The organism is Streptomyces sp. NPDC020807 (assembly GCF_040641575.1).
Classification (GTDB): Bacteria; Actinomycetota; Actinomycetes; order Streptomycetales; family Streptomycetaceae; genus Streptomyces.
Window position 1 is genome coordinate 263,549 of the sequence record NZ_JBFADU010000003.1, and the last position, 15,382, is coordinate 278,930.

Genomic DNA, 15,382 nt, shown 5'->3' on the forward strand with positions numbered 1-15,382 from the left:
CGCAGTCTCCTCACGCCCACCCCCTCCGAGCCGCTTCCGCGCCCGCGCGGAAGCGGCTCGTCGTGCCGAGGGCGGCCATCAGCTCGCCGACCCGCCGGCTGTACGTCCGCGCCGACATCCCGAGCCGGGCCGCCGCCGTCTCGTCCGTGACCCCGGAGAGGAGGGCGTCGAGGACGGGCCGCAGCTGCGGCGGGAGGTCCCGGGGCGGGGGCGGTGGCGGAGGCGCGTACGACACCTCCTGGGCCGAGGCCCAACAGGCGTGGTGGGCCCGGACCAGGGCCTGCACGACCACCGGGTCCCGGATCAGCAGCAGCCCGTTGTAGAGCAGCTCCAGGTCGAGCGGGACGGCCGCCACCGTCCGGTCGACCAGGATCATCTTGAACGGGATCGCCTCCGCGAGCCGGGCCCGCCCCGGCACCCGCAGCCCGCCCTCCAGGCTCGGCAGCGCGTGCCGCGGCACGATCCGCCGGACCTCGCCGGCCCGCTCCGCCGCCGCCCGCATGCAGGCGCCCGCGAGCTCCAGGAAGGGCCCGGGGATCGCGCGGTCCGCCGAGGCGACGGGATCGTCGAAGGTCAGCAGCTCGTGCCGGGTGGAAGCGGCCAGCCCGGCGAGCGCCGCGCTGATGCGCCGCGCGCCCCGGACCGGGCGCCCCGCGGGCCGCTGTCCCTCGGTCGCGGCCCGGTTCATCGCCGAACGGGCGAGCATCACGGAGCCCGCGCTCGCGCTCTCTGGCACCGCTGACCACCCCCGCCGATCGATGTCCACTCCATGTACGCACGTGACTGCACACGGTGACAACCCCTGTTGAGGAGGATGGCGAATCCATGCCACCCGTTTCCCGCGTGTCGCCGTTGCCGCATCGAGATCCATCCGCAACCCCTTCGACGGCTCCCGGAGCGCCTCTCCTTCGTCACATTCACAAGTGACCGTCCACGAGGGGGACATGAGATGAGACGCACACGACTGATCGCCGGAGTGCTCGCCGCGGGTCTCGCCGTCGGGGGATGCGCCGGGGGCGGGCAGGAGTACGACTCCGGTGCCGACCACGGCGCGCCGAAGGGAGGGGCCACGGCCCCCGCCGCCCCGGACAGCGGGAACACCGGAGGCTCCGGGAACACCGGAAACACGGGGAACAGCGGGAGCACGGGGAACAGCGGGAGCACGGGGAACAGCGGGAGCACGGGGAACAGCGGGAGCAACGGAGGAGCCGGGAGCACCGGAACCCCCGCGCCCGAGGAGGGCGAGCAGCGCGACCGCCCGCCCGCCCCCGACTACCTCTCCACCTTCGCGCTCGACGTCGACACCGCCTCCTACGGCTACGCCCGCCGCACCCTCGCCGGGGGCAGCCTGCCCGACCCGTCCTCCGTGCGCCCCGAGGAGTTCGTCAACAGCTTCCGCCCCGACTACCCGCGCCCCGCGGACGACGGCTTCTCCGTCAGCCTCGACGGCGCCCGCACCGGCGCCGACGGCTGGTCGCTCGTCCGCGTCGGCCTCGCCACCCGCCCGGCCGACCGCAAGGGTCCGCGCCCGCCCGCCGCGCTCACCTTCGTCGTCGACGTCTCCGGCTCGATGAACGAGCCGGGCCGGCTCGACCTCGTCAAGGAGTCCCTGCGCATGCTCGCGGAAGAGCTGCGGGACGACGACTCGTTCGCGCTCGTGAGCTTCAGCGACGTGGCGACGACCCTGCTCCCCATGACCCGGGTCGGCGAGGCCCGGAGCCGTATCCGCGAGGTCGTCGACGGCTTGACGACGACCGCGTCGACCAATGTCGAGGCCGGGGTCCGCACCGGTTACGACGTCGCCGTCGCGGGCCGCCGCGAGGGTGCCACCAACCGGGTCGTGCTGCTCTCCGACGCCCTCGCCAACACCGGCGACACCGACGCGGACGGGATCCTCGGCCGGATCGAGGAGAAGCGGAAGGCGTACGGGATCACGCTCTTCGGGGTCGGCGTCGGCAGCGATTACGGCGACGCGTTCATGGAGCGGCTCGCCGACAAGGGCGACGGCCACACCGCGTACGTCTCCACCTCCGAGCAGGCCCGCAAGGTCTTCGTCGACCAGCTGCCGGCCCACGTCGAGCTGCGCGCACGCGACGCGAAGGCGCAGGTCGCCTTCGACCGGGGGACCGTCGAGAAGTTCCGGCTGATCGGGTACGAGAACCGGGAGGTCGCCGACGAGGACTTCAGGAACGACCGGGTGGACGGCGGCGAGGTCGGCGCGGGGCGCACCGTCACCGCGCTCTACGCGGTGAGGACCCGGCCGGGCGCGACGGGCCGGGTGGCGACCGCCACGGTCCGCTGGCTCGACCCGTCCTCCCGTGCGCCGCGCGAGCGTTCCGGCACGGTCGACACCTCGGCGCTCTCCTCGGGCATCTGGGACGGGGGCCACGACAGCCTCCAACTGACCGCCGTAGCCGCCTACTTCGCGAACTCGCTGCGCGGCGGGGACCTGCCGGGCGACCCCGGGCTCGCGGCGCTCGCCGGACACGCGGACGGCATCGCCGGGCGTTCCGGGTCGGCGGTCGTGCGGGAGCTCGCCGAGGCCATCCGGCAGGCCGACCGGCTGCGCGGGCCGGTCGCGGGAAGTGGAGAAAGTGGTTCCGGTGAGGGCGAGTTGAGGTCCGGAGACCCGTACAGCTGACACGGAGGGCGGGCAGCGGTCCAGAATGGTGGCATGGCCACCCTGTTGCTCGCCCTCGCCGTCGTCAGCACCGGGCTCTACGCCGGGTTCATGCTGATCTTCCAGACCGGGATCATGCCCGCGCTCGCCCGGCTGACGGACGCGGAGTTCGTGGCGGCGATGCGCCGGATCAACGAGTGCGTGCCGCGGCGCGTGTTCCTGCTCGTCTTCTTCGGGATGGTGGCCTTCCCTGCCGCCGCCTTCCTGGTGCCGGCCGACGGCCGCTCGGACGCGCAGAAGTGGCTGCTGCTCGCGGGGCTCGTCTGCGCCGCCCTCAACCACGCGGTGACGGTCGCGGGCAACGTCCCGCTGAACGTGGCGCTCGCCGCGTCGGAGGGCGCGTCCACGGGGGACGGCGCGGCCCGTTCCGCGTTCGAGAAGCGCTGGAACGGCTTCCACCGGATGCGTACGGCTCTGGTGGTCGGTGCGTTCGGCCTGGTCACGGCGGGTGCCGTGGCGTGAAGAGGGGCGGAGTGCCGGGATAACAGACCGGGCCGTTGGTTTTTGGCGTGAAATCGCGTTTCGCGGCGCCGGTCGACGTGTCGAGCGGCACCCAAAAGCAAACCTCCCAGTCCAGAAACCGCCCTTCGACGGAGCATGGTCTGAGCCAATGGCGAAATCGTGACCCGAAAAATTAACGTCAAAAAGGGTGAACTGGTCACATATCGCCGTGACGTATTCCGTACCACGCGGTTTCTTATTGACATGCCTACGGGGGTCTTTTCTAATCAACAAGTGTCATCCCGCGCGCAGACACCGCACAGGCACTGAGGGGGTAAGGGTGGACGTCCGGATCCTGGGGGGGTTCTCGGTACGGGAGAACGGCGTGTCGATCACCCCGACGGCAGCCGCTCCGCGGCAACTGCTCGCCCTGCTCGCCGCCAACGCCGACCAGCTCGTCCCCGTGACGGTCCTCACCGAGGAGCTCTGGCCCTCCGGCGCCCCGCGCGCGGCCCGTGCCGAACTGCAGTACCACATCGCCGAGTTGCGCTCGCTCATCGCGAGCGCCCTGCGCGACGCCGAGCGCGAGGAGGCCCACCGCGCGGCGGCCGAGCAGGGGATGGCCGACCACACGCGGCCCCACCCGGCGCGAGGATCCGCCGAGTCCCGCACCGCCGAGTCCCGCACCGCCGAGTCCCGGGCCCACGAGTCCCGCACCACGGGTTCCCGCTCCGCCGGGTCCCACCCCGCCGAGCCGCAGCCCGTGTGGGTGGACCGCCGCACCGCCGACGCGATCCTCGTCCACCAGCCCGGCGGCTACCGCCTCGACACCGGCGGCGGCGCCAACGACGTCTGGCAGTTCGAGCGCGCCGCCGGCGCCGGCTACCGGGCCATGGAAGCGGGAGACTTCCCGCGTGCCGCCCTCCGGCTCGGCGAGGCCCTCGCCCTCTGGCGCGGCGAGCCCTACGCGGGCGTCGCCGCGGGTCCCGGGCTCCGCCGCGAGATCGAGCGCCTGGAGACGTCCCGCCTCAGCGTCCTCGACCAGTGGGTCGAGGCGCAGCTCGGCCTCGGCCGGCACGCCGAACTCCTCACCGAGCTCTCCGGGCTCGTCGCCCGCTACCGCACCAACGAGCCGCTGTGCGCCCACTACATGGTGGCGCTGCTGCGCTGCGGCCACCTCGACGAGGCCCTCGCCGCCTTCGAGCGGCTGCGCACCGCCCTCGCGGCGGAGAGCGCCATGGAACCCTCGGCGCGGCTGTGCCGGCTCCGGCGTTCCGTCCTGAGCATGCGGGGCACCGCCGTCCGCTCCGTCCTCGGCTCCGCCACCCGGCTCCCCGGGCGCACGGGCGTCCCGGGGCTCGCCGGCCTCTCCGGCGTCCACGTCCCCGTCCAGTACAACCCGGCCGCCGCGGCCTCCGCCGCGATCTCCGCCGCGACCGAACCCACCGCTTCCCCCACCGCCCCGGCCCCCGCCGCGCCGGTCGGCTCCGCCGTCTGAGCGACCTCCCGACCGGTCACCTGACAGCGCGTCGGGAACGAAGTGGGCGCCGATGCCGTTGGACCTGCCGCGGGTCCGGCGCCGGACCCGCGGCAGGGTCGTGAATTGACGTGCTCCCGGGGCCCGGTTAGCGTCGGCGAGCAGGACCGAAATCCTCCGACCTGCCCGATTTCGTTCTCCTACGGGGGTGGGGACCAATGACCTCGCACGGCGCGGACGCCGCCGGTGGTGCCGACGCGCTGCTCACCGTCCTCGAACTGCTCGCTCGGCAGGCCCCCGCCGCCCAGTACGAGGCGTACCTCGACGAGGCCCGCGCGGCCGGCCTCTCCGGCGAGGGACTCGACCGGCTGGAGCGAGCCGTGAAGCTCGCCGACGGGATCCGCTCGGGACACGAGGACGCCGCCCGCCGCGAGGACGGACTCGCCGCGCTCGCCGACACCGCGCGCGACCTCACCTTCTCGTACGACCTCGGCAGCCTGCTCCGCGTCATCGCCCGCCGCGCCCGCCGGCTCCTCGGCCTCGACCTGGCGTTCGTGACCCTGCGGGTCCCGGACGGCGGCTCCGTCGTCCACACCACCGACGGCGCGCTCGCCGGACTCGACAGCGACCCCTTCCGGACGGTCGGACCCCGGCTCGTCGCCGGCCTGGAGATCAGCGAGGGGTACGGGGTCGGTGGCGCCGTCCAGCTCCACGGCGAGCCCGTCTGGACCGCCGACTACCTGGCCGACGAGCGCTTCGCCCCGTCCGGCTCCCTCGACGCCGGCGTCCACGCCCCGGCCTTCGACGAGGTGGCCGAGGCCGCCCTCAGGGCCGAGGGGCTGCACGCCGTCATGGCCGCGCCCCTGCGCAGCGGCGAGACCGTGATCGGGGAGCTGTACGGCGCCGACCGGCGGGTCCGCGACCACACCCCCGAGGAGGTCGGCCTCCTCGCCGCGCTCGCCGACCTCGCCGCCCTCGCCGTGGAGAAGGCCGGTCTCCTCGACCGCACCCGCGCCGAGGTCTCCGAGCTGGAGCGGGACAGTTCACGCGTACGGACCAGCCTCACCCGGATGCGGCACGTCAGCGAGGCCCACAGCCGGATCATGAACCTCGTCCTCGCCGGCGGGGACCTGGGCAACGTGGCCAAGGCCGCCGGTGACGCCCTCGACGCGACCGTCCTCGTCCGCGACCCCGGCGGCCGCACCCTCGCCGGCGGGGTCATCCCCGACCTCGACGAGGAGGCCGTCGTCAAGGCCTCCCTCGACGCGCAGGCCCGCCGCCGTCCGGTCCTCGCCGACGCCGACACCTGGGTGGCACCGGTCATCGCGGGCTCAGAGGACCTCGGCTGCCTCGTCATCCGCCCCGCGAGCTACCTCACCGGGGAGGACGAGCGGCTCCTCGAACTCGCGGCCCAGGCCGTAGCCTTCCTCCTCCTCATGCGCCGCTCCACCGCCGTCGCCGAGGGCCCCGTGCGGGACGAACTCCTCGACGACCTCATCGCCGACCCGCCGCACGCCCCCCAGCAGATGGCGCAGCGGGCCCGCCGCCTCGGCGTCGACCTGCGCAAACCGCACGTCCTCGTGCTCGCGCGGCCGGAGGGCGGCGAGCAGGGCCGGGCGGTCGTCTGGGCGTCCTCGTACGCGTACCGCCAGTCCGGCCTGAAGACCGTGCAGGGCGGCTCCATCGTGCTGCTGCTGCCGGGCATCGACGCCTCCGCCGCCGCCAAGGCGGTCGCAGCGGAGCTCTCCCCGCTGCTCGGCCACCCCGTCTCGGTCGCCGGGGCCGGACCCGCGCAGAGCGCGGACGGCGTCGGCCGGCTGCACCAGGAGGCGGGCCGCTGCCTCGACGCGATGAGCGCCCTCGGCGGCACCGGGACCGCGGCCTCCGTCCAGGACCTCGGCTTCCTCGGGCTGCTGCTCTCCGAGGACCACGACGTGGAGGGCTTCGTCGAGGGGGCGATCGGGCCCGTCCTCGACTACGACGCCGAGCGGTTCACCGATCTCACGCGCACCCTGGAGGCGTACTTCGCCTCCGGCGGCAGCCCCACCAACGCGGCCGAGGCGCTGCACGTCCACCCGAACACCGTCTCCCGGCGCCTGGAGCGGATCGGCGAGCTCCTCGGCCCCGAGTGGCAGAAGCCGGGCCAGGTCCTGGAGGTCCAGCTCGCGCTGCGCCTCCAGCGCACCCGCGAGGTCCTCACCCGGGGCCGCACGACGAACGACCCGACCCGCCCCGCGACGCCGTAGGAGCGGTCGCGAGCCGAGCCGAGCCGGGCCGCGTCGGGCCAGGTCGGACCACGCCAGGTCGGGCCGGTGCAGGTCACGCCGGTTCCGTAGCGGGTCCGTGTCGGCGGCGGATCCGGTGCGGTGAAGGCGCGGTGCGGGCGGTTCGTGCGGTGCGGGCGGTTCGTGCAGTGCGGGCGGTGCCGTGCGGCGGCCGGACCGTGGCGCGGTGGGGGGTGCGGGGTGCGGGGTCCGCGTCCGTCCTCAGCTGGCCGAGCGGCGCGAGCCGTACCCGGGCGCGTACGACGACGTGTCGTCGTACTCCGCCGAGAGGACCGTCGCCGCGTGCGCGGCCGAGGCGAGCGTGATGTGCCGGTGCCAGCCGCGGTACGAGCGGCCCACGAAGTCCCGCAGGCCCGCGCCCTCGCCGACCTCGGCGAAGTCCCGCTCCACCCGGCGCGTCAGCTTCGTCAGCCGCAGCAGCGACCCGGCCGGCAGGTTCGTCAGGTCGCTGACCCACACCCGGGCCGGACCGCGCCGCGGGTCGTCCCACTCGCCCAGCAGCACCAGCGGACGCATCCGCTCCCCGCCCGGCGTCGGCAGCGCCACCCGCACCGCCGTGGCCAGCGAGGTCCGCGAGGTCTGCACACCACCCACCGTGTCGACCCAGCTCACCGGCCGGCGCAGCCCCTTGAGCGACTCCAGGATCTGGTGCGCGGGCAGCGGACCGGCGCCGAAGCCCGGCAGCGAGCGGTCCGCGATGGCCAGCCGGGACCCCGCCCCGATCCGGGCCACCACCGGCACCCCGGCCGCGGCGAGCCGGGTGAGCGCCGAACGCCCCGCGCCCCCGCGGATGTCCAGGACCAGCGGCCTGCGGGTGATGTCGGGCCAGCGGGCGGTGTCGAGCGCGGCGGTGATCGCGCACTCCTCCAGGGTCTCCTCGCCGACCTCCTGCGGGACCTCCGCGCGGTCGCGCCGCGTGCGGTCGTTGACCCACGGGTCCGGCAGGAACAGCCGCCAGTTCACCGGCACGCTCAGCTCGTCGCTCGCGAACCACACCCCGAACGCCTGCTGGCCGTGGAAGACCTGACCGCGCTCCAGGTCGAAACGCCGGTCCACCCCCACCGAGTGCTCCCCGGCCTTCGGGATCGGCATCGGCCGGACCACCCACGCCTGCGGGCGGCTGGTCCGCTCCAGGTGCTGCGCGAGCGCGGCCCGCATGGGCTGCCAGTCCCAGGTGGAGCTGGAGACGAAGTGGTGCAGGCTCTGCTCGGCCGCGGGCCCGCCGATCTGGGCGGCGATGTTGCGGACCGACTTGCGCCCCTGCGCGGTGAGCAGGCCGTACAGGTACTGCTCGGCCTTCAGACGCTGGTCGCGGCGCGGGAACCCGGAGAAGAGCGCCCCGCACAGGTCGGCGTAGACCTCGTGTCCCACGACGTGCGCACCGGACCTGGCGGCGGTGCCCCTCGGGACCGCCTGGGCCACGACTCTGGCGGCGCCCAGGGACCCGGTGGACCCGCCGGCCGCGCCGGCCGCGCCGGACCCGGTGGGCCCGGCGGCACCGGCGGAACCGGTGGACCCGGTGACGACTCTGCGCTGGGTTGCGACGGATGTACTCACGACACTCCTGCCCGAAGGTTGCGCAGCTCCCCTCCCGCTGCCTCACCACGGTCACCCGCGCGACCACCCCGCGACGAGGTGTACCCGGCACCCGAATCGGCCGCCGAATGGTGGCCGGACCACCTCCCCCACTGTTACCGCAGGTCAGAACCCCTTTTCGGGATGGCGGAACCCCTGCCCGAGGGGGCGCACAGGGGGGTCACGGAGGCGCCGCGGGGGTGGCACGGAGTGTCGGGAGGGGTCTCGGCACCGTTTCGGCGGGGTGCCGACACGCCGGCGGAAGGGCTTGCCAGGGGAGGCGCAAGGGGGCAACACCGGCCAGGTGGAAGGGATCTGACAGACTCACGGACCGCACTTTGACCCGTCGCACACCGTGGCCGGACCATCGCAGAGCGAGGCCGCGCGGAGCGGTGCCCGGTTAATGCCCCAGGCCGGGGACCCGCCCCGCGCGGCCCGCTTCGATCTCCCGCGCACCCCGTGCCGCGTAACCTGGCGGTATGGGCACGGGACTGGGACGGCGCGGAGAGCTGCCGGTCGTCGGGGTCGTCGCCGCGGGCGGCGGCCTCGGCGCGGCGGCCCGCTACGGCGCCTCGCTCGTCTGGCCGACCCCGGCCCACGCCTTCCCCTGGACCACCCTCACGGTGAACGCGGCGGGCTGCGCCCTGCTCGGCGTCCTCATGGTGCTCCTGACCGAGAACCGCCTGCGTGCCGACCCCCACCCGCTGCTCCGGCCGTTCCTCGGCACCGGGTTCTGCGGCGGGTTCACCACCTTCTCGACGTACGCCCTCGACACCCAGGGCCTTCTCGCCGCGGGCGACACCACCCGCGGCCTCCTCTATCTGGCGGGGACCCTCGTCGCCGCCCTCGCCGCCGTGTGGGCCGGTGTCTCCGCGACCCGCGCGGCCGTACGGGTCAGGGTGACGCCCGCGTGAACTGGCTGATCGTCGTGGCCGGCGCCGCCGTCGGTGCGCCCCTGCGCCACCTCACCGACCGGTTCGCCAAGGCCCGTCTCGGACTGGCCCTGCCCTGGGGCACCTTCGTCGTGAACGTCGTCGGCTCCTTCCTCCTCGGCCTGCTCACCGGCGTCTCGTCGGAGCGGCTCCACCTGCTCCTCGCCACCGGCCTGTGCGGCGCCCTCACCACGTACTCCACCTTCTCCTTCGAGACGCTGAAGCTGTACGAGGAAGGGGCCGGGCGGCAGGCGGCGCTGAACGTGGCGGGGAGCCTGGCAGCGGGACTCGGAGCCGTGTGGCTCGGGGTCGCGCTCGCGCGCTGACGCGGCTCAGGGCGTCGGGACCACCGTCGACTCGACGATCGGCAGACCCTTCGCCCACCAGTGGTCGTACCGCCGGTAGACCAGCGGGTCCCGTCCGGCGAGGAAGCTCCCCATCGCCTCCGCCTCCGCGCCGAGCTCCTCCCGGACGGCCGCCGGCAGCGGGTGGAACGCCGACACCTCGATCCCGCCCTCGACCGGGCGCCAGACCCCGGCCACGTACCCGTCGACGAGAAGCGTCGGCAGCACGTCCCCGTTCACCCGGATCACCGCCTTCCGGTATGCGGGCGGGATCACCCGCCCCCGGTCGGCGTAGGCCAGGAGGACGCTGTCCCACATCGCCATCAGCCGGGGCGGCGCGGGCGTGTCCGCGTCGGGCAGCGGGGCCGCGCCCGCGGTGTCGTACAGCACCGTCCCCCCGGGCCCCCCGACCTCGGTGACCAGGCCGCCGAGCGCCGCCAAGGCCTTGCGCACCCGGCCCCGTTGCGTCATCGAGAACTGCGCCATGTCCGCCACCGACGCCGGACCGAAGCCCTCCAGATAGCGCAGGACGAGCGCGGCGAGCCCGGCGGCCACCGTGTCCGGATCGGTGTGGTCCGGCAGGGCGTCCGGATCGGTGGGGTCCGGCAGGGCCTCCGCCTCCGCCGCGCCGGAAGGCGGCAGCTCGCGGGAGGCCGGCGGCTCGCCGGAGGACTCAGCCGTGGCGAAGGGCCGCGCGGTGACGAAGGACTGCGGCGTGCCGAACTGCCACGGGGGTCCCTGCGGCGCGTGCCACAGCGGCGCGTACTGCCGGATCATCCGCCAGGCCACCGACTCCACCGGCCCGCCCCGCTCCTCCTCGATCCGCGCGAGCATCTCGGCGCCCGACCTCGGGCTCCCGGCGTACGCGAGGAGCCCGGGAAGCAGCGCGTCGGCGTCGGCCGGTGTGAACCCCGCCGCCCTGAACCGGTGGTCGCCGAGGCGCGAGCCGCGCAGCGTCGGCTCCATCCCCGCGCGGAACGCCCGGTAGTCCTCGGCGTGCACCAGGTGCAGCGTGAGACGCATCAGCGTGGACCGCACGGCGCGGTAGCCCTCCACGGCGGCGTCGAGCTTCCCCGCGTCGAAGCCCGCGACCCGGTTCCACAGGGCGACGTACGGCGAACCCGGCTGCTGCGCCTGGAGCGCGACCACCCGCCGCAGCGCCTCCTCGACGTCGACCGGTGCCCGCTCCAGGAGCAACTGACGGGCGAGGGTGGAACGGTTGAGAACGCGCTCGGTGATGATCGTCATGGACTTGATTGTCTCCGCCGAGGCGTACGACGGGCCAGGTACGGACCACGTACGGTGCGGGACCATGCACCCGACCGCGACGCAGACCCCGCTCCCCGCGCCGACCGCCGCCACCGCGCTCGGGGAACGCGAGGGGCGGGAGGCCGCGCGAACCGGCACCGCCCGCAGTCGCACCCGCACCCGTACCCGCACGCCCACCCGCACCCTCGTGCTCACCCTCCTCTGCTTCCTCGTCTGCCTCGGCCTCGGCCTCCAGTCATGGACGGCCCTCCGGCTCACCGGCTTCGACCTCGGCATCTTCGACCAGGCCGTGCGGTCCTACGCGCACGGCGAGTTGCCCCGGTCGCCGATCAAGAACGTCCACCACGAGTTCCCGCCCGGCTTCTCCCTGCTCGGCGACCACTTCACCCCGGCGCTCGCGCTCCTCGCGCCGCTGTACTGGATCTGGGACGACCCGAGGGTCCTCCTCCTCTCCCAGGCCGCCCTGTTCGCCGCCGGGGTGCCCGTCGTCCGCCGCATCGCCCGCCACGCCTTCGCGGGCGCCCCGGCGCGCGCCGCCGACCGGGCCGCCGACCTCGGCGGACTCGTGTACGCCCTCGGCTGGCCGCTGCTCACCTCCTCGTACAACGGCTTCCACGAGGTGGCGTTCGCGGTCCCGTTCACCCTTCTCATGCTGGAGCGCGGCCTCGCCCGCCGGTACGCGGCCGCCGCCCTCTGGGCGCTCGCGCTCTGCACGGCCAAGGAGGACATGGGCCTGGTCGTCGGCGCCTTCGGCCTGGTCCTCGCGGTCCGCGCGCACCGCGCGGGCGACCGCGCCGGGCGCGCCGCGGGCGCGGTCCTCGCACTCGCCGGGCCGCTCGTCACGGCCCTCGCCGTCTGCTGGTTCATCCCCGCGATGGGCGGACCCGAGGGCTACTACTGGTCGTACGGGAGCCTCGGCGCCGACCCGGGAGCCGCGCTCGCCCACGTCCTCACCGCCCCCTGGGTCCTGGTCACGACCGCGGTCACGCCCGCCGTGAAGGTCGCCATGGCGGCCTGGATCCTGGGCAGCCTCGCCTTCCTGCCGGTGGCGTCGGCGACCTTCCTGCTCGCCGTACCGCTGCTCGCGGAACGGCTCCTCTCCGACAACCCCAACCACTGGCCGGTCATCAACCACTACGACGCCTTCCTGTGGCCCGTGCTCGTCACGGCGACGCTGGAGACGCTCGGCCGCATCCAGGGTCGCCACCGGATTCACCGGATTCACCGGATTCACCGGATTCACCGGATGCACCGGACGCACCGGATTCGCCGGATGCACCGGAGGTGGTGGGGCGTCCGGCACTGGGCTGCCGCCGCCCTCGTGCTCTCCTCCGCCGCGGCCGTCACGCTCGGCCTCTCCTGTCTCGTACGCCCGGACTTCTGGCGTCCAAGCCCCGACAAACGCCCGCTCGCCACCGCGGCGGCGATGATCCCGGACGGGGCCACGGTGGAGGCCGACAACACGATCGCGCCCCGCCTGACGGCCCGTACGCACGTGGTCATCGCCGACGGCACGCCCCGCGGCGCCGACTGGGTGCTCCTGCGGCTGGACGACCGGACCTTCCCCTTCGCCTCGGTCGACGAGCAGCGGCGGCGGGCCGGGCTGCTCCTCGCCCACGGCTACACGGAGTTCTGGAGCCAGGACGGCACCGTCCTGCTCCACAGGACCGAGCGCGTCCCCGTACCGGGCGAGCGTGTCCCGGGCCCGGACAGCACGCCGGTGCGCGAGGCGGTCCCGTCGGACGTGGGGGGCAACCTCCTGCTGAGGTAGGCGGGTTCCGCAGCACTCCGCGGGGGCCTCGCGTCGCCACCGGTTCACCGAGGCCACCTCGGCCCGTCACGCGCGCCTCACGTGCTTCTCACCCGCGCTCGTGAGCATCGCCGCATGACCACCCTTCGCCGCACCCTTCCCCGCGCCCTCGCCCGTACCGGCGCCGTCCGCCCGGCAGCCGCGGGTTCGGCCGTCGCGCTCGCCGTCGCCGCAGCCCTGCTCGCCCCGACCGCGCCGGCGTACGCCGCCTCCAACGCCGTACCGACGTACGAGGTGAAGATCAACCTCACGACGGCGGCCCTCGACGCGAACCACGCGCCGAGCGCGGCGGTCCGGTCGGCGTTCGGGATCACCGGCTCCGCCAAGGTCCGCTCGTACAGCTACTACGACACCGACGCGCTCGCGCTCGACGCCCAGGGCTGGAGCGTCCGGCTCCGCCACAAGAGCGGCTCGTCGTTCGAGGAGACGTACAAGAAGCGGTTCCCCGTCACCAACGGCGACATCGGCGCGGCGCTCACGGCGGCGAACGCGGCCGGCTTCGACAGCACCGACACCAACTACAAGGCCGAGGTCGACTGGGGCTACGCCAAGCAGACCCTCAGCTTCTCCAACGAGAAGTCCCGCAGCGCGAGCGGCTACTCGGGCACGGCGATGCCCACGAGCACGACCGGCCGCACCTGGCTCGTCAACGACATCCCCGGCAAGCTGGAGGACTGGGGCAGCGCGGACTGGGGCAAGACCACCCTCCAGGCCTCCCGCGCCCACGGACCCGTCACCTCCTCGGTGTACGGCGGCGCCTGGGGTCCCTCCGACGACGCCAGCGTCGAGGTGCTGCCGGTCGTCGGCGCGGGCGGGACCGGCACGGAGTACGTCGTCGAGCTGTCCTTCAAGACGGACTCGTACGCCGACGCGGCCGACCTCCACGCGGACGCCGTCGCGGTCGCGGAGGCCAACGGCTGGCTGCACCACGGCGACATCCTCAAGACGCAGCTCATCCTCGACCGCTACTAGGGCCTGGCCGGCGGATCATGGCCGGGGTCGCGGGGCCTCGCGTTCACCCAGGGCTCGCCCCGATGTCGTGAACGCGTCGCCCCGCGTTGCGCGGAGGACTGGACCATCTGGGCCATGAGGCCGCCCGCACGGCACCTCGGGCCGCCCGCACCGGCGCCCCGTGCCGCCCTCACCGGCGGTCTCCGGCCGTCCTCACCGGCGACTTTCCGTGTTCTCCAGGGAGTTCAGATGAATCCGCGCCTCACGCGCCTGCGCCGCCCCGCCCTCGTGGGCCTTCCGCTGTCCGCCGCGCTCGCGCTCTCGGTGGTCGTCGGCACGGCCGACGCCACTCCGGCGCCGCACCACCACGGGTCCGCCGGCCGGGTCGTCTCCACCGCGACGCTGCCCGACGTCCCGCTCGCCGCCTTCAGCAACGGACTGCTGCCCGGCAGCGTCGCCGACGACCGGAACGTCGACCTCGGCGGCATCGGCAGCGACCTGTTCCCGGCCGGGCGGCCCGGCGAGTACTGGACCGTCACCGACCGCGGCCCCAACGGCCAGATAGCCGTCGGCAAGGACAAGCGCCGCACGTTCCCGGTGCCCGGCTTCGACCCGGCCATCGTGAAGATCCGCGTCGTCGGCGACGACATCCGGATCCTGGAGGCCATCCCGCTCACCACGGCCTCCGGCGCCCCGGTCACCGGCCTCCCGAACCAGCCGGGCCGCGACGAGGCCCCGTACACGTACGACGCCTCGACCCCGCTCGCGTACGACGCCAACGGCCTCGACACCGAGGGCCTCGTGCGGGACCGCGACGGCAGCTTCTGGCTCGTCGACGAGTACGGGCCCTCGCTCGTGCACGTCTCCGCGCGGGGCCGCGTCCTCGCCCGGCACGTGCCGAAGGGCCTCGGCCTCACCGGCGCCGACTACCCGGTGATCGAGTCCCTCCCGTCGATCTACCTCAGCCGCAAGATCAACCGCGGCTTCGAGGGCCTCGCCCAGCTTCCGAACGGCGACCTGGTGATGGCGCTCCAGAGCCCGCTGCTCAACCCCGACAAGGCGTCCGGGGAGAACTCCCGCACCACCCGCCTGCTGCGCTTCTCGCCCCGCGAGGACCGTGTCACCGGCGAGTACGCGTACCGCTTCGACCCGGTCGGCGTCGTCGAGCCCGGCCAGACCAAGACCTCCGAGCTCAAGATCTCCGCCCTCGTCGCGCTCGGCGGCGAGCGCCTCCTCGTGCAGGAGCGCACCGACAAGTCCGCCCGCGTGTACGAGGTGAACCTGCGGCGCGGCACCGACATCCTCGGCACCACCTGGGACACCCCCGCCGCCCCGACCCTGGAGCAGCTCGACGACACGGCCTCGGCCGAGGTCCCGGTCCTCGCCAAGGACCTCGTCGTCGACCTGAACACGGTCCCGGGCGTCCCCGGCAAGATCGAGGGCATCGCCCTCGAAGGCTCCTCGACGCTCGTCCTCCTCAACGACAACGACTTCGGCATGACGGACGGCCCCGCGGCCTTCGACACGGCCGGCCGCCTGGTCGACAGCGGCGTGGAGACGACCCTGGTACGAGTGAGGCTGCCGCACCCGGTGCGCTGACCGCCCGCCGGGCCGTCGG

General features: G+C 74.3%; 12 protein-coding genes. 9 read left to right on the top strand and 3 right to left on the bottom strand.

The window, feature by feature from the left end; translation table 11 throughout:
• Positions 1–10: 10 nt before the first annotated feature.
• A complete protein-coding gene (locus tag AB0G79_RS06765; RefSeq protein ID WP_360801207.1) occupies positions 11–736 on the bottom strand; it encodes a DNA-binding response regulator in 726 nt (241 codons plus the stop codon).
• Between the two features lie 213 nt (positions 737–949).
• Between AB0G79_RS06765 and AB0G79_RS06770 the strand changes: the two genes are divergently transcribed.
• From AB0G79_RS06770 to AB0G79_RS06785, 4 genes are all read left to right on the top strand, one after another.
• On the top strand, positions 950–2,641 hold the full coding sequence (locus AB0G79_RS06770) for a von Willebrand factor type A domain-containing protein (RefSeq protein WP_360801210.1): 1,692 nt from the start codon (positions 950–952) through the stop codon (positions 2,639–2,641).
• Between the two features lie 33 nt (positions 2,642–2,674).
• Entirely contained in the window at positions 2,675–3,142 is a 468-nt protein-coding gene (locus AB0G79_RS06775; RefSeq protein WP_360801213.1) for an anthrone oxygenase family protein, read from the top strand.
• 364 nt (positions 3,143–3,506) lie between these two features.
• Positions 3,507–4,619 carry an AfsR/SARP family transcriptional regulator gene (locus tag AB0G79_RS06780; RefSeq protein ID WP_360801216.1) on the top strand — a complete coding sequence of 371 codons (1,113 nt, stop codon included), beginning with the start codon at positions 3,507–3,509 and terminating at the stop codon, positions 4,617–4,619.
• 197 nt (positions 4,620–4,816) lie between these two features.
• Positions 4,817–6,844: a helix-turn-helix domain-containing protein gene (locus AB0G79_RS06785; RefSeq protein ID WP_360801219.1), complete on the top strand. Its 2,028-nt coding sequence runs from the start codon at positions 4,817–4,819 to the stop codon at positions 6,842–6,844.
• A gap of 240 nt (positions 6,845–7,084) precedes the next feature.
• Here AB0G79_RS06785 and AB0G79_RS06790 read toward each other — a convergent pair whose 3' ends face one another.
• Positions 7,085–8,440 carry a transposase gene (locus AB0G79_RS06790; RefSeq protein ID WP_360801222.1) on the bottom strand — a complete coding sequence of 452 codons (1,356 nt, stop codon included), beginning with the start codon at positions 8,438–8,440 and terminating at the stop codon, positions 7,085–7,087.
• 497 nt (positions 8,441–8,937) lie between these two features.
• Between AB0G79_RS06790 and crcB (AB0G79_RS06795) the strand changes: the two genes are divergently transcribed.
• Both crcB (AB0G79_RS06795) and crcB (AB0G79_RS06800) read left to right on the top strand, forming a co-directional pair.
• Positions 8,938–9,372 carry a fluoride efflux transporter CrcB gene (gene crcB / locus AB0G79_RS06795; protein ID WP_360801225.1) on the top strand — a complete coding sequence of 145 codons (435 nt, stop codon included), beginning with the start codon at positions 8,938–8,940 and terminating at the stop codon, positions 9,370–9,372.
• A complete protein-coding gene (gene crcB, locus AB0G79_RS06800) occupies positions 9,369–9,716 on the top strand; it encodes a fluoride efflux transporter CrcB (protein ID WP_360801228.1) in 348 nt (115 codons plus the stop codon). Before crcB (AB0G79_RS06795) ends, crcB (AB0G79_RS06800) begins: the two co-directional genes overlap by 4 nt.
• Positions 9,717–9,722: 6 nt before the next feature.
• Here the strand turns inward: crcB (AB0G79_RS06800) and AB0G79_RS06805 are convergent, their stop codons facing one another.
• The gene (locus tag AB0G79_RS06805; RefSeq protein ID WP_360801231.1) at positions 9,723–10,982 is read right to left on the bottom strand and encodes a winged helix DNA-binding domain-containing protein; all 1,260 of its coding nucleotides are present in this window, start codon (positions 10,980–10,982) and stop codon (positions 9,723–9,725) included.
• A gap of 64 nt (positions 10,983–11,046) precedes the next feature.
• On the opposite strand from AB0G79_RS06805, the gene AB0G79_RS06810 reads away from it, so the two are divergent.
• From AB0G79_RS06810 to AB0G79_RS06820, 3 genes are all read left to right on the top strand, one after another.
• Positions 11,047–12,774 (top strand): DUF2079 domain-containing protein, encoded by a 1,728-nt coding sequence (locus AB0G79_RS06810; protein ID WP_360801234.1) that lies wholly within the window; start codon positions 11,047–11,049, stop codon positions 12,772–12,774.
• 114 nt (positions 12,775–12,888) lie between these two features.
• Positions 12,889–13,785, top strand: coding sequence for a hypothetical protein (locus AB0G79_RS06815; RefSeq protein WP_360801237.1), 897 nt, complete (start codon positions 12,889–12,891; stop codon positions 13,783–13,785).
• A 228-nt stretch (positions 13,786–14,013) separates the two neighbouring features.
• The gene (locus AB0G79_RS06820; protein WP_360801240.1) at positions 14,014–15,363 is read left to right on the top strand and encodes an esterase-like activity of phytase family protein; all 1,350 of its coding nucleotides are present in this window, start codon (positions 14,014–14,016) and stop codon (positions 15,361–15,363) included.
• The last annotated feature ends 19 nt before the right edge of the window (positions 15,364–15,382 follow it).

Bases quoted from the DNA above. Each gene is read 5' to 3' on its own strand.
- AB0G79_RS06810 (WP_360801234.1), top strand. From the start codon at position 11,047: ATGCACCCGACCGCGACGCAGACCCCGCTCCCCGCGCCGACCGCCGCC.
- AB0G79_RS06775 (WP_360801213.1), top strand. From the start codon at position 2,675: ATGGCCACCCTGTTGCTCGCCCTCGCCGTCGTCAGCACCGGGCTCTAC.
- AB0G79_RS06770 (WP_360801210.1), top strand. From the start codon at position 950: ATGAGACGCACACGACTGATCGCCGGAGTGCTCGCCGCGGGTCTCGCC.
- AB0G79_RS06815 (WP_360801237.1), top strand. From the start codon at position 12,889: ATGACCACCCTTCGCCGCACCCTTCCCCGCGCCCTCGCCCGTACCGGC.
- AB0G79_RS06785 (WP_360801219.1), top strand. From the start codon at position 4,817: ATGACCTCGCACGGCGCGGACGCCGCCGGTGGTGCCGACGCGCTGCTC.
- AB0G79_RS06805 (WP_360801231.1), bottom strand. From the start codon at position 10,982: ATGACGATCATCACCGAGCGCGTTCTCAACCGTTCCACCCTCGCCCGT.
- AB0G79_RS06820 (WP_360801240.1), top strand. From the start codon at position 14,014: ATGAATCCGCGCCTCACGCGCCTGCGCCGCCCCGCCCTCGTGGGCCTT.
- crcB (WP_360801225.1), top strand. From the start codon at position 8,938: ATGGGCACGGGACTGGGACGGCGCGGAGAGCTGCCGGTCGTCGGGGTC.